Source organism: Lacihabitans soyangensis (assembly GCF_024343775.1).
Classification (GTDB): domain Bacteria; phylum Bacteroidota; class Bacteroidia; order Cytophagales; family Spirosomataceae; genus Leadbetterella; species Leadbetterella soyangensis.
In genome coordinates this window covers 25,850-46,554 of sequence record NZ_RJUF01000182.1, presented here as the reverse complement: position 1 = coordinate 46,554, position 20,705 = coordinate 25,850, and the positions used below count along the sequence as shown (strand labels likewise).

Here is a 20,705-nt window from a genome sequence, read left to right as displayed (position 1 = left end):
TCCTATTTTTTTAGTCTTCAATAATCAATTCTTTTTCTTCTAAAATATCCTGCTCGATGATGAGGTTGTCAATGATAAACACTTGTCTTTCAGGAGTATTCTTGCCCATGTAGTATCCCAATATTTTCGGAATTGATGATTCTTTCTCGAAAATTACTGGATCCAGCTTAATTTCTTTTCCTATAAATGCTTCAAATTCATTCGGAGATATTTCACCTAAACCCTTAAATCGAGTTATTTCAGGCTTGCCTCCTAAATTAGCGATAGCTGCTTGCTTTTCTTCGTCGTTGTAACAATAAAAAGTTTCCTTCTTGTTTCTTACCCTAAAAAGTGGTGTTTGGAGTATATACAAATGGCCTTCCCGTACAACATCAGGGAAAAACTGAAGAAAGAAAGTCAATAGTAACAACCTAATGTGCGAACCATCAACGTCGGCATCAGTGGCTATGATGATTTGATTGTACCTCAGAGTATCTATGCCATTTTCTATGTCTAAGGCATGTTGAAGGAGATTGAATTCTTCATTCTCATAAACTACCTTTTTGCTCAAGCCATAGCAATTCAGCGGTTTTCCACGTAGACTAAATACGGCCTGCGTTTCTGGATTACGAGCTTTGGTGATAGAACCACTGGCAGAGTCTCCTTCCGTTATAAACAGCATGGTATCCAGGCGTCCTTCAAATTTTTCATCAGGCAAGTGGAACCTACAATCACGAAGCTTTTTATTGTGCAAATTGGCTTTTTTGGCTCTCTCATTTGCAATTTTCTTTACACCTGCCAGTTCTTTGCGTTCTCTTTCTGACTGTTCCACACGCTTTTTTAACGCGTCTTTCACCTCTGGGTGCATGTGCAAGAAATTGTCAAGATGTTCTTTTATGAAATCATTGACGAAGGTCCTTACGGTTGGAGCGTTATCTTCTAACGAAATATTGGTCGAACCTAGTTTGGTTTTGGTTTGGGATTCGAAAACCGGTTCCTGAATTCTTACGGAAACTGCCCCAATAATGGACTGACGTATGTCTTCGGGGGCATAATCTTTGTTAAAGTGATCACGAACGGTCTTTACAATGGCCTCTTTGAAAGCCGAAAGGTGAGTTCCTCCTTGTGTTGTATTTTGGCCGTTTACGAACGAATAATACTCCTCCCCATATTGATTTCCGTGCGTTAAGGCAATTTCAATATCTGGTCCTTTCAGGTGAATAATGTTATACCTCAGTGTTGACTCATCAGTTTTTCTAAGCAATAAATCCAATAAGCCGTTTTGAGAGATGTATTTTTTCCTGTTAAAGTTCAAGGCCAAACCGGCGTTAAGATAACAGTAGTTCCAAATCATGTTTTCAACGTAATGCGGAATAAAATGATAGTTTTTGAAGACAGTATTGTCTGGAATAAACTCAACATAGGTACCATTTTTTTCAGAAGTAAGCTCCACTGGAGATTCTTCAATTAACTCACCTCGTTCGAATACCGCTCTTTTACATTCGCCTTCTCTGTATGATATAACCTTAAAATAGGAAGATAGGGCATTCACCGCTTTGGTACCGACACCATTCAAACCAACAGATTTTTGGAAAGCCTTACTGTCATATTTTGCTCCTGTATTGATTTTCGAAACAACATCCACCACCTTACCAAGTGGTATACCACGACCGTGGTCTCTCACTGTCACTTTACCTTCATCTATACCAATTTCAATTGATTTTCCATGTCCCATGGCGTATTCGTCAATACAATTGTCCATTACCTCTTTCAACAACACATAGATACCGTCATCAGGTGAGGTACCATCGCCAAGTTTTCCAATGTACATTCCAGGTCGTAAACGAATATGCTCCTTCCAGTCTAGAGATTTAATACTGTCTTCGTCATATAACACTTTACTTTCTTCTGACATAATTTTTTATCAATAATGAGGTTAAAATCAATTTAATATTTAACTTTGCAATTCAAAGTACTTTTTAAAATAAAGACTTTTTAATTTAATTAACCAAAATTCTTCTGTTAATTTTGCAGTTTATCAAGCAAAAACCTAGAAAGAGCAAATTTTTAATTTATGAAATCTCCCAAATTTAGGAAGACAAATCGAATAGCAAAAGCACTCGTATTAATATTAATACAATTTGCTATAAAAAACACCATTTTTGCCCAAACTACTCCCGCACTTCAAATTCCGACTACAGTTCCGACCACCACAACACCTGCCACTACAAAAGAGAAGTCTCCCAATAATAATAGAACAACTCCTGTAAATAGGACTCCACTAAATGACCCAACAAATACCCGAGAAGTTGAACTCGCTCCAGCAGATCAAAAAGCGATTGATGCCGAAGAAAAGCAACGAATTGAAAAAGAAACGGAACTTGCTGCCGACTTAGAAAAAAGTAAAATCATTAAGAGAACGTTTGGTAGTTCCATATTTACGAATTCTAAATTTGATCCAACCGCCACAGTTAATGTTTCTACACCAAACAACTACGTATTAGGACCTGGTGATAAGATCGTGATGGATATTTATGGTTACTCACAGTTTAAACAAACTGCTACAGTTAACCCAGACGGATTTATTGTTTTAGAAAAAGCTGGCGTAGTGAATGTATCTGGTTTGAACATAGAAGAAGCCGAAAGAAAAATAAAGAACGCTTTCTCAAAAATATTTTTAGGTTTGAACGGTGGTAGCGGCTATCCTGCAAATACATTTCTGAAGGTTTCTTTAACAGGCTACAGAATGATTAAGGTTAAAATCACAGGAGAGGTAGTTGCACCTGGAACCTACACCGTTACTTCATTTACGAGTTTACTGAATGCACTTTATGCCTCTGGAGGCCCTAATGACATAGGTACCTACAGAGATATAAAACTAGTAAGAAACAACAGAGTTGTGAGTACTTTGGACCTTTATGATGTCATAACAAAAGGATTTTCGAAAGGTGATATGTTACTCAAGGACCAAGATATTATTCAAGTTGGGCCCTATGTTTCGAGAATAGCGATGGAAGGCAACTTGAAGAGAAAGGGATTATTTGAAGTCCTTCCTAATGAAAATTTGAGTACTGTAATCAACTATGCGGGTGGTTTTGACCAATATGCCTACTCCGAAAGAGTCAAAGTTTACAGAAATACATCGAAGGAAAAACGCATCATTGACATCAAAAATTCGGATTTCAAAACAAGTCAGGTGTACAGCGGTGATTCGATTGTAGTAGAGAAATTACTTGAACGTTTTGAAAACTTAATATCTATTCAAGGTGCCATTTATCGTCCGGGTGAATATTCTTTAGACAGTAACCCAACTTTATTGGCTTTAATAAACTCGGCCGAAGGTCTAAGAGAAGAGTCGCTTCAAGGTAGAGTCAATATTATTAGAACCAATGAAGATTTGTCTATTTCAAATATCACCGTCAATCTTTTTGACATAAAAAGCGGTAAAAGTGCAGACCAAACTCTGAGGAGAATGGATAAGGTTATTATACCAAGTATTTTTGACCTCACTGAGACTTCTTATGTAAAGATACAAGGTGCCATAAACAATCCTGACGCCTTAACAGGTGTACAAGTGCCGTATATTAAGGAAATGACCATTCAGGATTTGATTGTCAAAGTTGGCGGACTTACCGAAGCGGCATCATTATCTAAAATAGAGATTGTCAGGAGAAAAAGAAACGTAGATGCCAAGCAAATTGACGCTCAAATATCTGACATAATTGAATTTGAGATTCGCTCTGACTTGAATTTCGATTCGAAAAACGAAAGTGTTAAACTACTTCCATATGATGAAGTATTTGTAAGAACATCTCCAAACTACGAAAAACAAAATTTCGCTATCACCAAAGGTGAGGTGATTTATCCTGGTATTTATGGTATCAAATACAAAGACGAAAAAATCTCTGACCTTATTTCGAGAGCTGGGGGTCTGTCTCCTCAGGCTTATATAAAAGGGGCTACTTTGGTTAGAAAAACCTTGATAAGTGATTTCCAAAAAACTCAAAGGGAGGAAGTCCTGAATAACTTGAATATCAATGTAAAAGTTAAAACAGTTACCGAGAACTTAGAAGAAGAAGAACCCGAATTGACGGAGGAGGGTGAGGTTTTGAACAATATGATAACAGAATCAGTTGGAATAGATCTTGAAAAGATTTTGAAGAGTCCAGGTTCTGTTGAGGACTTAATCCTGCAAGACGGTGATGAAATAAACATTCCCAAAAAACTTCAAACTATACGTATTGAAGGTGAAGTACTTTACCCTACTACGGTTAAATACCACCCTGACTTGAAATTCATTGATTACGTCTCAAAATCTGGTGGTTTTACCAAAAAATCAGCAAGAGGCAAAGCATTTGTTATTTATCCCAACGGCTCTGTAGATAGGACAAGAAAATTTGTTTTCGTAAAAATTCACCCAAAAGTAGAACCTGGCAGTGAAATAATTATTCCTGGAAAAACCGAAAATACGCAGGCACAAATTGCTCAATTTGGAGGTCTAGTAGCCACTCTTAGTGCTACACTAACAACCATTGTGACTATCTTCGGATTCTTAAAACTTAACCAAAATTAAGAATGGATCAAAATATTAAAGACGACCAAGTATCAACCAGAGAGTTTTTTTTATCGGTATTTAAATATTTCAAATTTCTCGGAAACAATTGGCAGATTCTTTTCGTGGCTCTCATAGTAGGGTCTATTTATGATACTTTCAACAATACTTTCTTGGACTCCGAGGATACCTACAGTGGACAAACAACATTTCACTTGGAGCTTGAAGGAGCGGGAGCACAAAACCAATTAGGAGGTTTCGCTTCGGCATTCGGCTTGGGTGGAGCCGCTAACCAGCAACAAGGTGGAAGCCTTTTGGCATCTTCGAATTTTGAGGCAATTATTCTTTCTGTAAATGTATTCCAGAATGCCTTTATGAGAGAAGTGAAAATTGGAGACAGAACAGACTTGTTTATCAATTATTTTATTGACAGCAGTGATATAAAAAGAAATGAATGGGCCGGAAGTCTAATAAAGCCAGCCTCACCATTTGCTAATTACAGATTCAAAAAGAAAGCTATTTCAGAGTTTACACCTTACGAAAATCAGATACTTTCTGACGTTTACACCAAAATATACAACTTTACACGTGTAGAACCTGATGAAAACTCGAGCCTAATAAGTATTTATGCTACAACGACAAATGAGCAGTTAACTAAAGATTGGATTGAGGTATTGATGGCCAGTACCGAGGATTTTTACAGAGAAATGAAGACCAAAAAGACCAAACAGATCTTGAAAGTTCAGGAAGGTCGACTTGACAGTCTTGCCTATGCAATGAAATACAATGACAAGAGAATTGCACGACTGACTTTTGACAATCCTAATGTTGTGGATCCGTCAGGCATTATGAAGCAACAACAGATAAGTCGTGACAACACCTACTTATCGAACCAATATTATACGCAACTGGCGAACGTAGAAGGATTGAATAGATTAATAATTGAACAAACGCCTATTTTTACCGTCTTAGAACCAGTGAGGTTACCCTTATCGGTAATAAAGAAAACTGGTTTCAGTACACGATTGAGTGGTTTAATTGCCTTTGTGGCCATGATTTTGATCATTACCATACGCAAGACTTATCTCGATATAATGTCTGAAAATAGCAACTGAAATAAATTTTATGAATTCAAGAGAGCGAATAATTACCGCAAAGAAATCCACTACTGACTATTTGAAAGAAATCTGGGGTTTTAAAGAACTTTTCTGGATATTGGCCAAAAGAGATATTTTGGTTAAATATAAGCAAACTGTTCTTGGAATCGGCTGGAGTGTTATCCGACCGCTGGTGACCATGATTGTGATGGCTTTTGCATTCGGTAAAATAGGCAAATTAGATACGAACACTGCTATTCCATTTACCTTAGTTGTGGCCCCAGGAGTTATCATTTGGCTATTTTTCTCGCAATCTTTGCAGGCATTAAGCCAAAGTATTGTGCTTAATTCAAACCTGGTTTCCAAAGTATATTTCCCAAGGTTAATCATACCTCTTTCTACCATTTTTCTTGGTTTGGTAGATGTACTCATTTCGATAATACTTTTTTTTATAATCTGTATCTGGTATCAATTTTTACCGGATTGGAAATTGCTTTTGGTTCCATTATTTATTCTAATGACTTTTCTTGCGGCTTTTGGCATTGGCCTAATTTCGGCGGTTTTGAATGTAAAGTTTAGAGATATTGGGCAGATAATCCCTTTCGTTATACAGTTCGGCTATTTTATTTCGCCAGTTGGTTATCTTACTGAAAGCGTTCGTTCAACTGGTCAACCTTGGTTTTATAAGTTATTTGTACTTAACCCCGTTACAGGTTGTATCGATGCCTTAAGATGGTGTATGTTAGATGACTTCGCTGCCTTTAATTGGGACAGTTTTGTACCATTGGTGATTTTCATAGTCGTTACTTTTTTCTATTCCATTAGATTTTTCCGTAAACACGAAAACTCTTTTGTTGACCATATTTAATTAGCTCAAATCAATGACCGTACTCAGCATAGAAAACGTAACGAAGCGGTATCAACTCAACCAAAAAGGGAACTCTACCGACGACCTGAGGGATACAATCACCCGTTGGTCAAACTCCTTATTTAAACCTTCCAAGAACAAAAATACCAAAGAAGACTTTTGGGCTTTAAAAGATATTAATCTCGATGTAAAACAAGGTGATAGGTTAGGTTTAGTTGGTGCCAATGGTGCCGGTAAATCTACCCTACTAAAAGTTCTAAGCCAAATCACAGAGCCAACCACCGGAATAGTGAGAGTGAAAGGTAGAATGGCCAGTCTTTTAGAAGTGGGTACAGGTTTTCACCCCGAATTGACTGGAAGAGAAAACATTTTCTTGAACGGTGCTATCTTGGGAATGCAGAAGGCTGAAATTTTAAGACATTTTGATGCAATTGTAGACTTTGCTGGCATAAACAAGTTTATCGACACCCCTGTAAAACGCTATTCATCAGGAATGTACGTCAGGCTTGGTTTTGCTATTGCTGCCCATCTTGAGCCAGAAATATTGGTGGTAGACGAAGTCTTAGCTGTGGGCGATGCTGACTTTCAAAAGAAAAGTATAGGTAAAATGCGTGATGTTTCAAACAGTGGTCGTACGCTAATATTCGTAAGTCATAACCTCACTGCCGTACAAGGTTTGTGCAACAAAGGAGCATATTTAAGAAACGGAGAACTGATTAAAGCCGGTAAAATAGATGAAGTCGTGAACGAGTATGTGAAGACGGTTTCGAAGTTTCAGCTTAAGCAAAAATGGGCAGATCCCAACGAAGCACCTGGCAATGATCAAGTAAGAATAAAAAGTATCAGTCTAACTCCTAATCAAGAAATAGTGGTGGACAATTTTGATACACGCACGCCCTTGAAAATGGTGTTTGAATACTGGAACATGATGGATAATGCCGAACTTAATGTCAGCATTTTTCTATACAGTATGACTGGAGAATGTGTTTTTAATATCGGCGATGATGCCAAAATATATCAAAAAGGTATTGTCAGAGCGGAGTGTAATATACCAGGTGACTTCTTAAATGATGGGTCATACTATATATCAGCCATGATCGTGAAAGACAGATTGGCACCTGTATTTTTCTTTGAAGATGCATTGGCCTTTGATATTCTCGATTACCGAGAAGGAACCGATTGGTACGGAAAATGGCCAGGTGCGGTTCGACCAAAATTGATTACCGTTAATTCTGTTCAAAAAGAATTGCTGTAAATCATATTTTCAGATTAATTTTGAAGTTAGTATTGCAAAAAATAAAATAGTTTTGGAGAGAATTAACGTAACAAAATCTTTTTTACCGCCAAAAGAGGAATATCAATCATACCTCACCCGAATATGGGATTCGAGTTGGTTGACTAATAATGGACCGTTGGTAGTAGAACTAGAAGAAAAGTTAAAGCAATACCTGAATACCCCCTATTTTTCATTTCTAGGAAATGGAACCATTGCACTTCAAATAGCATTGAAAGCTCTGGATCTAAAGGGAGAAATCATTACTACGCCCTTTTCCTATTGTGCCACCACTACCTCTATTATTTGGGAAAATTTAGTGCCTGTTTTTGTTGACATCAACAAAGAAGATTTGAATATCAATGCTAATCTCATTGAGGCTGCGATAACAGAAAAAACTTCAGCCATAATGGCTACCCATGTTTATGGTAACCCTTGTGATGTTGAGAAAATTGAAAGCATTGCAAAAAAACATAATCTTAAGATAATTTACGACGCCGCACATGCTTTTGGCGTAAAATATCAAGGTAAGTCTCTACTTGATTATGGTGATATTTCCACTTGTAGTTTTCATTCCACCAAGGTTTTTCATACTGTAGAGGGGGGCTCAATAATTTGTCATAATCCTGAACTCCACGAAAAAATTAAACTTTTGAGAAGTTTCGGACATATCCTTGACAATTATTACGTGGCGGGTGTAAATGGAAAAAACTCTGAGTTTCATGCAGCTATGGGGCTATGTAACCTCAATCACCTTGAGAGCATAATCCAGGGAAGGAAAGATATTTTCAGGATTTACGACAGTTTATTGGACTGGAATCACCTAGAAAAGCCAACAGAAAAAACTGATAATTTAGACTATAATTTTGCATACTATCCAGTAGTTTTCGAGAGTAATATCATTACGGATAGGGTTATTCAAGCTCTAAACAAAGAAAATATCTTCCCAAGAAGATACTTTTATCCCTCACTCAATCAGTTAACCTATCTGACCAACTACCAAAGTTGTCCAGTGAGCGAGGATATTTCGAGCAGAGTCCTTTCACTCCCACTCTACCCTGATTTAGACCATTCTATTGTTGAAAAAATTTCAGCAATAATTAATTCAAATATTTGATATTGAGTAAATTAAAGAAAATACTTTTCGTTAGTCACGATGCCAACAGGGCGGGTGCTCAACTTTTTTTATTGAGCGTCATGAAGCACTTTAAGGCTAAGGGCTACGAGGTAATTCTTTTAATAATCAACGATTGGGGTAATCTAAAAGGTGAGCTTGAGTCACAATTTGAAGTTTATTTTCTAAACCAGACCGCCAAGCCTAAGAAAAAGTCATTTTTGGGAAGCAAAAAAACAGCTTTAGAAATAATTCAAAATAAGCATCAAATTGATTTAATTTATCTTAACACCATTGCCAGTGTTGACTTATTGCCAAAACTCAATTCCTTGTTTTCTGCACCAATTATCAGTCATATTCACGAGTTACAGTACTCCATAGCACAATATGGACCGACGAATTCGATGGAATTGTTATTCAATTTTTCTACAAAGATAATTGCATGTTCGCAGGCTGTAGCGGATAATCTTTCTTTATACAAAGCCTCGGACCAGCTACGCGTTGTTCATTCATTTGTAGAAAATGACCAAATTCTTGATATTTGCAAGAAGTCAGATAAGGCTGCCATTCGGACAAAATATGAACTGACGAATGACAAAATATGGATTTGTGCTTGCGGAAATGCAGATTGGAGAAAAGCTCCAGATATTTTTCTTCAAATAGCTGCCGCAACCCTTAAGAATAGTGATAAATATGGTTTCTTATGGATTGGTATTCCGAATGAAGGAGAACATTTTGATCAACTGACGTACGATGCAAATAAGTTTGGTGTTTCAGCTGCCATAAAATGGATAAGTCCAACTAAGGAAGCTGTGGAGATAATCAACGCCAGTGATGTATTTTTGGTGAGTTCTCGGGAAGATCCATTCCCATTGGTTGTTTTGGAGGCTGCCCTTTCAGAAAAACCTATTTTCGGTTTCAAGAATACGGGCGGAGCCGATGAGTTTATTGATGAAACTTGTGGTTACAAAGCCGATTATCTCGATGTAGCACAAATGTCTGGCGAAATAATAAAACTTGACACTGAAAAGATTACTAAACTTGGAATAAATGCCAAAAATAAAGTCTTGAACAACTATGGTTTCAATATTTCGATAAAAAAAATTGAGACTATTATAAATGAAATTATTGAAAAATGTTAATTTCTTAAAAATTGACATTTTTGTTAGCTTATCAGTAATAATCTTTGATTCGCTAAGTTGTATATATAAAGCAAATGAAATGAAGTTATTTTTAAATATTACTCTTCTATCAGTCATGGTTAGTTTTTCGGCCTTTTCACAAGAAAAGGGAAAGCTAAATGCTCCGAAAATTCCAAAAAATAACAAAACTACCAATACTAACACTAAGAATCCTAATCAGAAATCAAGTGACGAGTTTGATTTTAAATTTGAAGATGAACCCAAACTGCGATTTTCCAATCAATACGAAAACAGTTCAACAAATAAAGTTTCCAATACCGAAAATGCCACTCAAAAGAGCTTGGAGGGGATAAAAATAGAACCCTTGAGAGAACTAAATCAGATTGTTCACGAGGATACTTCAAGCATTGACGAGGGAGAACTATTGGTCGTAGAAATTGAAGAGGATGCCCAATTTCAAGGTGCTGATAATATGGTGGAAATAGCCTCGTACTACTCCGTTTGGGATACGAAAAGTCTGAATCCTTACGGTTTAAACCCCAAAGAATTTGAAGAAGTGGTACCGATCACACTTTATAATGTAAGTGAAGGAAGAAATTGGTCACCCGTATTAGACAAAAGTGTGGTTACGTCACATTTTGGCTGGAGAAATCGCAGATGGCACAAAGGCACTGATCTAGACCTTGAAACAGGCGATAAAATTTATGCTCCATTTGATGGGGTCGTAAGGATTTCTGGTGTACACTCTGGTTATGGTAGAACCATTATACTACGACACTATAATGGCATTGAAACCCTTTACGGTCACTTGTCAAAATTTAATTACGAGCCTGGCACATTTATAAAAGCGGGCGAAGAGATTGGCCGTGGCGGAAACTCCGGAAGAAGTTCGGGTTCTCACCTGCATTACGAAACCAGATTTGAAGGCAATCAGTTTGACCCTGAAAATATTTATAATTTCAAAAACAACCCGATGGAACTTCGCAGCTCGGAGTTTGTTTTGTCTCCCAAAGTTTTTGATTATTTAAGGGGTGGTTCATCTCGTCCAAATAGCATAATTTCCGAACCGAGCTCGGTGCAAAGCAGTGGTGTAGTGGAAGATATAGAGGAAGAAATAGACGATGAGGAAGAGGTGCCAGTGAAGGTTGAAAAGAAAGTTTGGTACACCGTTAGACATGGAGATAATTTAACAGAAATATCTAGAAAGTTTCATTCGTCGGTTGGTGAAATTTGCAGATTAAATAAAATAAGTGCCTACAAAAAGCTATATGTCGGCCTAAAACTTAGAGTAAAATAATGAAAGTTGATATATTGGTTCTTGCTGTTCACCCTGACGATGCGGAGCTAAGTTGCTCAGGAACAATACTTAAGCAAATAGCACTAGGTAAAAAAGTAGCTATTGTTGATTTTTCAAAAGGTGAACTGGGAACAAGAGGTACCGCAGAAATTAGACTACAGGAATCTGAAGATTCGAAACAGATTCTTGGACTATGTGCAAGAGAAAATCTAGGTTTAAGAGATGGATTCTTTAAAAATGATGAAGCACACCAACTCGAAGTAATTAGAGCAATTAGAAAATATCAACCAGAAATAGTGCTTGCTAATGCAGTTGAAGACAGACATCCAGACCACGGAAGAGCTGCTCAACTTGCCGTAGATGCTTGTTTTTACAGTGGTTTACGGATGATAAAAACTGTTGGTCAGAATGGCGAAGAGCAAGCAGCGTGGCGACCCAAGAATTTATTCCACTACATACAAGACAGGTATATTGAACCTGACTTTGTTGTAGATATAACGGCACAATGGGATAAAAAAGTAGCTTCTATTAAAGCATTTAAGAGCCAGTTTTTTGATCCAAATTCTCCTGAACCTGCAAGTTATATATCTTCGCTAGAATTCATCGAATTCGTAGAGGCTCGTTCTAGAGAAATGGGGCATAAAATCGGTGTTAAATATGGTGAAGGTTACACGAAGACCAAAACCATAGCCGTCAATGACCTATTTGATATACTTTGAGATTCTGAAGATATTAAAAATATCTGCTCTCAGGATAATTTTGAAATGATTCCATAGATTTGAAAAAAAACCAAAATGTGTCTTTAGTACCAAGTATCTATCTTTCCAAGATTTAAAAAGTTGTTGGTGTGACGTTCCACCTTCTAAATATTTGGCCAAAATACCAGGGTAAGGCAGATTACTTTTAGATGATTTCAAGCATTTTATTTCCCAATCGATGTCCGCACTCAAGTTATTTTCAATATAGCTTGGGGCTATTGACCTCCTCGCTATAAAGGATTGATGACAAATTAACATGCCCATTTTGTAGGCCTTCCATGAAAGGCTCGGAGGAATTTTATGCGGGGTAATTTCCGTTCTAAGCCCAATCAAATCTCCCGAATTATCAACCATCATGGTGTCGGAGTAGATAATATCTGGATTTTTAAGTATCAATGTTTTTAACTTCTCGATGGCGTCGAATTCAGCAATTTCATCACCAGCATTCATAAACCAAACATAATTGCCACTTGCCTTTCTTAAACCCTTATTCATGGCATCGTAAAGGCCTTTATCCTTTTCAGATACTATTACCGAAAACATTGCCTTATTCGCCTCAACTATTGCCATGGTACCATCCTTGGAGCCACCATCTATCAAAATATATTCGAAATCAGAACTCGTCTGCCTACGAATACTATCCAGCGTTCGTTCAAGGAAATCTTGGGCGTTGTAGGTAATGGTTATAATAGAGATTAAAGGCATTGATTACGATTAGTAAATTCCTCCAAAATTGGTTAATTTTACGCTTATTTCAAATAGAATCAAATCCTTTATTATTTCATAAAACAAGGTCGAAATAATAATAACAATCAAATAATGGATCAGAAGAGGTTATTGTTTTATACAAAAATGAACTTTGGAAATGTTGCTAACTCTGGCATAAAAAACAAAGTTTTTGCACAGGCTAAAGCTTTTAATAACTTAGGATTGGCCACAGATGTTCTTTATTTTGAAAACAAAACCATTAAAATTGAGGGCAAAAATCAAAATATACAAAGCTTCTGCAAATCTAAAATCGACTTTCTTAAATTTCTATATTTTGGTTATTTATCGGCAATAGATGTAAAAAAATATGATTTCGTTTACATTAGACATTTCCTGACAAACCCACTTTTTTTATGGATGCTGAAAAGCATAAAAAAACAAAACCCGAGTATCAAAATTTATATGGAGTTACCTACATATCCATATAAATATCAAAACAACAAACTGAGTTTTAGCTTAAGAATTCAACAAAAAATCGACGAAGTCTGTACTCCTTTTTTCAAAAAGTACATTGATCAAATAGTCACTATTTCACTCCATGATACCATTTTTGATATTCCGACTATCAAAACAGATAATGGCATCGATGTCGAAAAATTCGGCCCAATTAAACCACAGCATGCCGAAGACGGCATCTTGAATTTATTAGGGCTCGCAAACGTTCAAAGTTGGCACGGCTTTGACCGACTAATTGCTGGCATATCAAATTATGTCATAACCAACCCTCTTAAAAAAGTCATACTTCATGTGGTAGGCAATGGAGATGTTTTGGAAGACTTGAAAAAGCAAACCAAAGATAACAATTTATCCGATTATGTAAAATTCCATGGTTTCTTAAGTGGAAATGAGCTCATTGAAATGTTTGCCAAGTGCCAAATGGGTGTCGGCGTTTTAGGCTTACATAGGGTGAACTTAAGCCATGCTTCCGCTTTAAAAGCCAGAGAATTTGCTTCCAGAGGTCTGCCATTTATGGCATCGCATGATGATTTCGGTTTCCCTGACGGCTACCCTTTCATATTAAAACTACCAGCATCTGATGAGGCAATTGACGTAAATCTGATTGTGAACTTCGTTGAGAAACTCAAAGAATTCCCGAATTATCACCTCGTAATGAATAAATATGCCATTGAAAACTTTACATGGGAGTCAAAGTTAAAACCAGTAAGAGATAAATTTATAGAGAATTGAAGAAAGTAGCAGTCGTTATACCAATATATAAAGAAGTTCTATCTGAAAGCGAGGAGAAATCTTTGATTCAAGTTAAAAATATACTCGGAAGATATAAAGTTATATTATTTGGACCGTATAGTTTGAATCTTGAAAACTATAAAAAAATCCTCCCAAATTTTGAATGGATTGGCTTTGAACCCACCTATTTCAACTCCATTGACGGATATAGTGCCCTTATGCTTTCGCCTAATTTTTACAAACAATTCTTTAGTTACGAGTACATACTGATTTACCAACTCGACGCTTGGGTATTTGAAGATGCTCTTGAAAAATGGTGTAATAAAGGTTATGATTATATTGGAGCACCATGGATATCAAAGCCTCCTTTGACCAGGGGCAAACCAAAGTTTGACTTAAGTCCTTATTTCGTAAACCGAGTTGGAAATGGAGGATTATCATTAAGAAAAGTAAAAAGCCATTATAGGAATTGCCTGATATTTATGCCATTATTAAAGAATTTCGTAAAAAACGAAGATATGTTTTGGGGATTATTCTTGTATTTCCTTAATCCATTTTTTAGAAGACCAAAGGCTTTAGAAGCCCTTTATTTTGCCTTCGAAATGGAACCCAGAAAAGCTTTTGAAATCACAAAACACCAGTTACCTTTTGGAGTACATGCTTGGGAGAAATACGACCCTGAGTTTTGGAAACAATGGATAAAATGAACTTCATAAGTATTTTGTAAATAATTCACTTCTTTAAATGCGAACAAACTAAAAAATCGTTTATCAAATTTCATACTTTTGCATGAAGTTTAGAGTGTAGAATCACTCAAATATTTAACCTCAATAGAAAAAATGGACTACAGCATCCAAATGGTAGATTTAAAGCAGCAATATCTTAGACTAAAGGAAGACATTGACCATGCTATTTTTGAAACCATACAAAAAAGTCAATTTATTAAAGGTCATAATTTTAATGCCTTCCAGAACGAATTGGCTGAATATCTGAGCGTTGCGAAATTGATTGCTTGCGGTAACGGTACTGATGCTTTGCAGATAGCCATGATGGCCCTCGATTTGAAGCCTGGTGATGAAGTAATTGTACCAGCCTTTACATACGTAGCTACTGCAGAGGTAATAGGTTTACTAGGTTTAACACCAGTTATGGTGGATGTTGATCAAAAAACATTCAATATCACGGCTGACATTATTGAAGAAGCTATAACTGAAAAAACAAAGCTTATTGTTCCTGTACACCTATTTGGGCAATGTACAGATATGGAACCCATTATGAAATTAGCCGGCAAAAATAACCTGAAAGTAATTGAAGATACCGCTCAAGCTATCGGAGCTGAATATCGATTCAGTGATGGAGAAAGCCGAAAAGCTGGTTGCATCGGCGATATTGGAACTACCTCATTTTTCCCATCCAAAAACTTAGGATGTTATGGTGACGGTGGTGCTGTTTTTTCAAATAACTTGGAACTAGCCGAAAAAATGAGAATGGTAGCCAATCATGGTCAATCAGTCCAATACGTGCACGATATCATTGGTATAAATTCAAGATTGGACGAAATTCAAGCTGCTATTTTAAGGGTAAAGCTTCAACAATTGGATGATTTTGCCTTAAGACGAAATTTAGTAGCTAATCATTATGACAAAGAATTAAGTCAAATAGAATACTTAGAGATTCCTTACAGGCAAGCCAATTCTACACACGTTTTTCATCAATATACCATAAAGGTCAAGAATAATCTAAGAAATGACTTGAAGGATTATCTAAAATCGAAGGAGATTCCTGCTATGATATACTATCCAAAACCTTTACACAAGCAAAAAGCATTTGAAAACTTAGGCAAAATCGTTGGTAATTTGGAGGTTTCAAGCCAACTTTGTTCGGAAGTTTTATCTTTGCCAATACATACGGAAATGAACCTCGAACAATTGAACTATATTACAGACTCCATTAAATCATTTTTTAATGGAAAGTAGCGTTTATATTCACCCCAGTGCTATTGTTGATGCAAACTGTGAAATCGGTGAAGGAACCAAAATTTGGCACTTCTCTCATATCATGTCGGGTAGTAAGATTGGACAAAACTGCAACATAGGGCAAAATGTTGTGGTCTCACCAGAAGTTATTCTTGGCAACAATGTGAAAGTCCAAAACAACGTCTCAATTTACACGGGTGTGATTTGTGAAGATGATGTTTTTCTTGGACCTTCAATGGTTTTCACCAATGTCATAAATCCAAGAAGTGCAGTAAACAGACGGGGTCAATATACGCAAACAAGGGTTTCTAAAGGGGTTTCAATTGGGGCAAATGCCACCATTGTTTGTGGGCACGATATAGGAGAATATGCTTTTATTGGAGCTGGTGCTGTGGTAACCAAATATGTAAAGCCATACGCGTTGGTGGTAGGCAATCCTGCCAAACAAACAGGCTGGATGAGCGAGTATGGTCATAAACTCAATTTTGATAAAGAAGGATTGGCCGTTTGTTTGGAATCAAAGGAAAAGTATAAATTAGAGAACGGGATTGTTACAAAAATAAAATGAAAAAATTTGCACTTATAGGAGCTGCTGGTTACATCGCTCCAAGACATATGAAGGCCATAAAGGATACAGGAAACGACCTTGTAGCGGCCTTTGATCCATATGACGGTGTTGGAATAATGGACAGTCATTTTCCAAATGCCGATTTCTTTACAGAATTTGAAAGGTTCGACAGACACATCGATAAATTACGCAGACAGGGAAATCCGATTGATTATGTAAGTATTTGTTCGCCCAATTATCTGCACGACGCTCACATAAGGTTTGGGTTAAAATCTGGCTGTGACGTGATTTGCGAAAAACCCTTAGTTCTAAACCCTTGGAATATTGATTCTCTCGTAGAAATTGAAAAAGAAACTGGCAAAAAAATATATACTATTCTACAGTTGCGACTTCACCCTTCTATCATAGCTTTAAGAGAAAAAGTAAAAAACAGCCCAAAAGATAAGGTATTCAATGTTGACCTAAAATATATTACCTCTCGTGGTAAATGGTATCACCGCAGCTGGAAAGGGGAAATTCAAAAGTCTGGGGGAATAGCCACCAACATCGGAGTTCATTTTTTTGACATGCTCACATGGATATTTGGTGATGTTAAAGAAAACAATGTGATTAGACATACTGATGACCTCGCAGAAGGTCATTTGGTTCTAGAAAAAGCCAACGTAAACTGGTTCTTAAGCATCGATTATAACCAAATACCTGAAGATGTCAGATTACAAGGAAAACGAACTTTCAGGACATTGAATATGGAAGGAGAAGAAATAGAGTTCTCTGACGGTTTTACCGAACTTCATACGCATAGCTATCAAAATATTCTGGAAGGCGTTGGATTTGGAGTTATTGAAACAAAGAAAGCTATAGAAATAGTTAGTGAGATTAGAAAGAAGAAGGGATAAGAAGACTTAGATTTGAATATAAGTAATGGGTTTCTAAGAAATAAATTTGAAATAAATGCTAGTAATTGGTGCGGGTGGTCATGCTCTTGAGATATTGGATGTTTTGTTACAAGACAATTATCCTCATCCAATATATTTTTATGACGATATCACACCATCTTTGACTTCGTTCAGAGGTTTTCCCGTCGTAAAGAACGAAACTATGCTTAAAGAGATTTACCCTGCCAACTTTTTCTTCGTTTTGGGTATTGGGAATCCGATTCATAGAAAGAATATGTATGAAAAATTTAAATCTCTAGGCGGTGATCTTTCAAGTGTTATTTCTAACAAAAGTGTTCATTCTTCCCAATTAATAAACAAAGAGTTCGATTTAATGAACCTTTGCTACCTTGGACCAGAAACAAACATCGGAAAAGGTACTTTGATAAATACTGGGGCCCAAATACATCACGAAGTAGAAATTGGTGAATTCACAGAAATCTCACCAAGAGCTTTACTTTTGGGCAAAGTTAAGGTTGGAAATCTATGTAGTTTAGGCGGAAATTGTACGATACTGCCAAAAATAAGAATCGGAAATAATGTAATAGTTGGAGCAGGTACTGTTGTCACCTCCGACGTACCCGACAATAAACTCATTGTAGGCGTCCCTGGCAAGATAATTAAATCATTGTAATCAGTTGGGAGCAAGAATACTGCATATAATTGATGGAAGTAATTTCATAGATTACGTAAAAGCTACTTATGAAATCAACAATTATGAAAACTATTATTCTACATATTCTGATATTGACCTGTTTAATTTACGAGAATCCTTTGACCTTATTATCATTCATTTTTTAAGGAGAGAATATGCTCCCCTTTTAAGTGGGAAATATTTTGAGGTCGATAAAATCATTTGGACCATTTGGGGAGCAGACGCCTTTCAACTTGGAAGGTACTTTAACCTTCATTTAATGCCTCAGACTAAAAAGCATAGATTCCTCAATGAATTTTCAAAAGGATTTTATAAGGGTTTATTAAATTGTGTTCGAATAATTAGCCCCACTCTTTTTGACTATCAAACGATGTTTCAAAGGCAAATAAGTTGCATAAAAAAAATAAAAAATGTCATAACTTTAGCACCGGGCGACGATATTGAATTGAAGAAACATTATGGTTTAGTGGCAAATAGTTATCATTTGAATTATTTAGACCCTATTTTCATAAATTTACTACCTACTAAATTTAATGAAGGTAATAACATTCTGCTTGGCAATTCAGCTGAATATACTAATAATCATTACGAAGCTATTGACATACTTTCGACATTAGAACTTGCAAACAGAAAAGTAATAATTCCCGTTAGCTATGGTGACAAAACTAATAGCAAAGCCGTAGAAAAGTATGCCAAGGAAAAATTAGGAAATAAGGCAGAAGTATTAACGGGATTTATGCCTTTTGGTGATTATGTAGAGCTTTTAAATACATGTGAAATAAGTGTAATGCCTCATATCAGGCAGCAAGCTCTAGGCAATATTGTTAAACTAATTTTTAATGGTTCACACCTATATCTCAACAAAAAATCTAATATCTATAAATTCCTAATCTCAAAAGAATTTAAAGTCTCTACGCTCGAGGACCTAAATGGCTTGAAAACACTAACATTAGAGAACAAAGAAACAAACAGACTGTTGGTGGAAAAATTCTTTGGCAAAGAATATATTCATCAAAAGACTTCCAAAATTATTTCAGAGGTTCTAAATAATTGATTTCAGTTTATTATACAAAGACGAAATATCTTCAGAGATTCTGTATCTTATCAATACATAGAAATAAATTGACAAAACCAGTAAAGACTTTATCCCAATATTAAAAAGCAACTGGATTTTTGAGTTCCCAAAACTTGGAATTATAGAACCCAAAACCATCAGTAAAATTAAAAATAAAACCAACAGAAGTTCTTTTAAAGAGAAGGGATTGAGATTAAATCTATACTTAACGTAAAATAGTCTAACAAAACTAGAAACCAATGTAACCAAACCAGTGGCAATTGCTGAACCCAATAAACCATACATTGGTATAAGTAAATAGTTTAACAAAACAACCAAGCCAGCCATGAGTATTATCAACAAGGTATTCACCTTATAATGCTTAGAATAAGAAATCATTTCATTATTGAGGCCCAAACTCATATCAATCCATTTCGCAAAAGCAATTACTATAACAATCCACTTTCCTTGGGTGTAAACTGAACTTTTGGGTAAAACACCCAATAAAGCTTCAATATTTATACTGACCAAAACAAACATAATACCACCGATAATCATTAAGTTGAGGGCCGACTTTTTATATAGCTCATCTATTTTTTTTAGATTAGAATTAAAAATATACTCCGATAAAATTGGCCCTGAAATTTGCTTAACGGCTTTGGCGGGAATTTCAATGGTAGAAGCTATATATGAAGCTACTAAAAAGATTGCAACCGCCTCTGTACCAATTTTTTGTGCAATAATGTTTCTATCCAGAAAGAGAATCAGATTTACGCCCAAACCTCCGATTATTACCAAACCTCCAAACTTTACACTTTCCCAAAATAGCTCTTTTTTGATTTTCAAAAATCCGAAATTCAAATAAAGTTTATCTAACACTTTTAGGTAAATCATCAGTGCAATAATTATTAGAAATATTGCCCCTGCATTTAAATATAGAAAGGCTTCAAAACTAATCCAACCTAGGCCAAAAGCAATTATCAAGCTTATATTAAGAATTCTAAAAACAGCCTCTCTAAAAAAAGTTGGAAATGCAATACGATTGTTTGCTCTGGAGTAGGCTTCCAAAATCATAATGAAAGCCCAGAAGAATGACATTGGCAGGCTCAACCAAAGAAAAGGCACAATTGAAGGCGATTTTGCCACATAAATCTCCTGAATATTTTGCCTAAATAGAAAGAAAATTAAACACAATAAAAGTGAACCAATTAATGGGAAAAGCATCAAATAACCCAATATCCCATTGTGCCCTTTAGCTTCATCCTTAAATCTAGCAAAAAATTTATCGCTAATATGTGGGGCCCCCAAATGAATAAATGCCGCAAAAATCAAACTGTTTTCAAGCAATATTCTTGAAACTGCTAGTTGATCAGTTGATAAAAAATGTGTTGCAATGAAAAGGGTATTAACTGCACCAAGTATTACTCCCAAATAATAGCCTACACTTGATTTAATACTCTGACGGATTATAATACCCATTA

Annotated in this window: 18 protein-coding genes; 15 read left to right on the top strand and 3 right to left on the bottom strand. The window is 36.1% G+C overall.

Annotation, left to right across the window (positions count from 1 at the left end; all coding sequences use genetic code 11):
* Window positions 1–10: 10 nt before the first annotated feature.
* On the bottom strand, window positions 11–1,894 hold the full coding sequence (locus tag EGI31_RS20580) for a DNA topoisomerase IV subunit B (protein ID WP_255039048.1): 1,884 nt from the start codon (window positions 1,892–1,894) through the stop codon (window positions 11–13).
* A gap of 159 nt (window positions 1,895–2,053) precedes the next feature.
* On the opposite strand from EGI31_RS20580, the gene EGI31_RS20575 reads away from it, so the two are divergent.
* From EGI31_RS20575 to bshB1, 8 genes are all read left to right on the top strand, one after another.
* Entirely contained in the window at window positions 2,054–4,552 is a 2,499-nt protein-coding gene (locus EGI31_RS20575; RefSeq protein ID WP_255039047.1) for a polysaccharide biosynthesis/export family protein, read from the top strand.
* Window positions 4,553–4,554: 2 nt separating this feature from the next.
* Window positions 4,555–5,646 (top strand): hypothetical protein, encoded by a 1,092-nt coding sequence (locus EGI31_RS20570; protein ID WP_255039046.1) that lies wholly within the window; start codon window positions 4,555–4,557, stop codon window positions 5,644–5,646.
* Between the two features lie 10 nt (window positions 5,647–5,656).
* On the top strand, window positions 5,657–6,496 hold the full coding sequence (locus EGI31_RS20565) for an ABC transporter permease (protein ID WP_255039045.1): 840 nt from the start codon (window positions 5,657–5,659) through the stop codon (window positions 6,494–6,496).
* A 13-nt stretch (window positions 6,497–6,509) separates the two neighbouring features.
* Entirely contained in the window at window positions 6,510–7,751 is a 1,242-nt protein-coding gene (locus EGI31_RS20560) for an ABC transporter ATP-binding protein (RefSeq protein WP_255039044.1), read from the top strand.
* A gap of 52 nt (window positions 7,752–7,803) precedes the next feature.
* The gene (locus EGI31_RS20555; protein ID WP_255039043.1) at window positions 7,804–8,886 is read left to right on the top strand and encodes a DegT/DnrJ/EryC1/StrS family aminotransferase; all 1,083 of its coding nucleotides are present in this window, start codon (window positions 7,804–7,806) and stop codon (window positions 8,884–8,886) included.
* Window positions 8,887–8,888: 2 nt separating this feature from the next.
* The gene (locus tag EGI31_RS20550; RefSeq protein WP_255039042.1) at window positions 8,889–10,025 is read left to right on the top strand and encodes a glycosyltransferase family 4 protein; all 1,137 of its coding nucleotides are present in this window, start codon (window positions 8,889–8,891) and stop codon (window positions 10,023–10,025) included.
* 79 nt (window positions 10,026–10,104) lie between these two features.
* Window positions 10,105–11,322 (top strand): peptidoglycan DD-metalloendopeptidase family protein, encoded by a 1,218-nt coding sequence (locus EGI31_RS20545; RefSeq protein ID WP_255039041.1) that lies wholly within the window; start codon window positions 10,105–10,107, stop codon window positions 11,320–11,322.
* Window positions 11,322–12,041 carry a bacillithiol biosynthesis deacetylase BshB1 gene (gene bshB1, locus EGI31_RS20540; protein WP_255039040.1) on the top strand — a complete coding sequence of 240 codons (720 nt, stop codon included), beginning with the start codon at window positions 11,322–11,324 and terminating at the stop codon, window positions 12,039–12,041. The genes EGI31_RS20545 and bshB1 overlap by 1 nt, the downstream gene beginning before the upstream one ends.
* Here the strand turns inward: bshB1 and EGI31_RS20535 are convergent.
* Window positions 12,024–12,785, bottom strand: a complete 762-nt coding sequence (locus tag EGI31_RS20535; protein ID WP_255039039.1) for a glycosyltransferase family 2 protein — start codon at window positions 12,783–12,785, stop codon at window positions 12,024–12,026. The genes bshB1 and EGI31_RS20535 overlap by 18 nt on opposite strands.
* Window positions 12,786–12,899: 114 nt before the next feature.
* On the opposite strand from EGI31_RS20535, the gene EGI31_RS20530 reads away from it, so the two are divergent.
* The 7 genes from EGI31_RS20530 to EGI31_RS20500 all read left to right on the top strand — a co-directional run bounded on the left by EGI31_RS20530 (window position 12,900) and on the right by EGI31_RS20500 (window position 19,224).
* Window positions 12,900–14,036 (top strand): glycosyltransferase family protein, encoded by a 1,137-nt coding sequence (locus EGI31_RS20530; RefSeq protein ID WP_255039038.1) that lies wholly within the window; start codon window positions 12,900–12,902, stop codon window positions 14,034–14,036.
* Window positions 14,033–14,743, top strand: a complete 711-nt coding sequence (locus EGI31_RS20525) for a DUF5672 family protein (RefSeq protein ID WP_255039037.1) — start codon at window positions 14,033–14,035, stop codon at window positions 14,741–14,743. The genes EGI31_RS20530 and EGI31_RS20525 overlap by 4 nt, the downstream gene beginning before the upstream one ends.
* 132 nt (window positions 14,744–14,875) lie before the next feature.
* On the top strand, window positions 14,876–16,012 hold the full coding sequence (locus tag EGI31_RS20520; protein ID WP_255039036.1) for a DegT/DnrJ/EryC1/StrS family aminotransferase: 1,137 nt from the start codon (window positions 14,876–14,878) through the stop codon (window positions 16,010–16,012).
* Window positions 16,002–16,580 carry an acyltransferase gene (locus tag EGI31_RS20515; protein WP_255039035.1) on the top strand — a complete coding sequence of 193 codons (579 nt, stop codon included), beginning with the start codon at window positions 16,002–16,004 and terminating at the stop codon, window positions 16,578–16,580. Before EGI31_RS20520 ends, EGI31_RS20515 begins: the two co-directional genes overlap by 11 nt.
* The gene (locus EGI31_RS20510) at window positions 16,577–17,476 is read left to right on the top strand and encodes a Gfo/Idh/MocA family protein (protein WP_255039034.1); all 900 of its coding nucleotides are present in this window, start codon (window positions 16,577–16,579) and stop codon (window positions 17,474–17,476) included. Before EGI31_RS20515 ends, EGI31_RS20510 begins: the two co-directional genes overlap by 4 nt.
* 55 nt (window positions 17,477–17,531) lie before the next feature.
* The gene (locus tag EGI31_RS20505; RefSeq protein ID WP_255039033.1) at window positions 17,532–18,149 is read left to right on the top strand and encodes an acetyltransferase; all 618 of its coding nucleotides are present in this window, start codon (window positions 17,532–17,534) and stop codon (window positions 18,147–18,149) included.
* A gap of 4 nt (window positions 18,150–18,153) precedes the next feature.
* Window positions 18,154–19,224, top strand: coding sequence for a TDP-N-acetylfucosamine:lipid II N-acetylfucosaminyltransferase family protein (locus EGI31_RS20500; protein WP_255039032.1), 1,071 nt, complete (start codon window positions 18,154–18,156; stop codon window positions 19,222–19,224).
* On the opposite strand, the gene EGI31_RS20495 is transcribed toward EGI31_RS20500, so the two are convergent.
* The gene (locus EGI31_RS20495) at window positions 19,213–20,703 is read right to left on the bottom strand and encodes a polysaccharide biosynthesis C-terminal domain-containing protein (protein WP_255039031.1); all 1,491 of its coding nucleotides are present in this window, start codon (window positions 20,701–20,703) and stop codon (window positions 19,213–19,215) included. The two genes, EGI31_RS20500 and EGI31_RS20495, sit on opposite strands and share 12 nt — an antisense overlap.
* Window positions 20,704–20,705: the final 2 nt, after the last annotated feature.

Excerpts from the sequence above, each read along its gene's own strand:
- EGI31_RS20580 (WP_255039048.1), bottom strand. The coding sequence starts at position 1,894 with ATGTCAGAAGAAAGTAAAGTGTTATATGACGAAGACAGTATTAAATCT.
- EGI31_RS20575 (WP_255039047.1), top strand. The coding sequence starts at position 2,054 with ATGAAATCTCCCAAATTTAGGAAGACAAATCGAATAGCAAAAGCACTC.
- EGI31_RS20570 (WP_255039046.1), top strand. The coding sequence starts at position 4,555 with ATGGATCAAAATATTAAAGACGACCAAGTATCAACCAGAGAGTTTTTT.
- EGI31_RS20565 (WP_255039045.1), top strand. The coding sequence starts at position 5,657 with ATGAATTCAAGAGAGCGAATAATTACCGCAAAGAAATCCACTACTGAC.
- EGI31_RS20560 (WP_255039044.1), top strand. The coding sequence starts at position 6,510 with ATGACCGTACTCAGCATAGAAAACGTAACGAAGCGGTATCAACTCAAC.
- EGI31_RS20545 (WP_255039041.1), top strand. The coding sequence starts at position 10,105 with ATGAAGTTATTTTTAAATATTACTCTTCTATCAGTCATGGTTAGTTTT.
- bshB1 (WP_255039040.1), top strand. The coding sequence starts at position 11,322 with ATGAAAGTTGATATATTGGTTCTTGCTGTTCACCCTGACGATGCGGAG.
- EGI31_RS20535 (WP_255039039.1), bottom strand. The coding sequence starts at position 12,785 with ATGCCTTTAATCTCTATTATAACCATTACCTACAACGCCCAAGATTTC.
- EGI31_RS20530 (WP_255039038.1), top strand. The coding sequence starts at position 12,900 with ATGGATCAGAAGAGGTTATTGTTTTATACAAAAATGAACTTTGGAAAT.
- EGI31_RS20520 (WP_255039036.1), top strand. The coding sequence starts at position 14,876 with ATGGACTACAGCATCCAAATGGTAGATTTAAAGCAGCAATATCTTAGA.
- EGI31_RS20515 (WP_255039035.1), top strand. The coding sequence starts at position 16,002 with ATGGAAAGTAGCGTTTATATTCACCCCAGTGCTATTGTTGATGCAAAC.
- EGI31_RS20510 (WP_255039034.1), top strand. The coding sequence starts at position 16,577 with ATGAAAAAATTTGCACTTATAGGAGCTGCTGGTTACATCGCTCCAAGA.
- EGI31_RS20505 (WP_255039033.1), top strand. The coding sequence starts at position 17,532 with ATGCTAGTAATTGGTGCGGGTGGTCATGCTCTTGAGATATTGGATGTT.
- EGI31_RS20495 (WP_255039031.1), bottom strand. The coding sequence starts at position 20,703 with ATGGGTATTATAATCCGTCAGAGTATTAAATCAAGTGTAGGCTATTAT.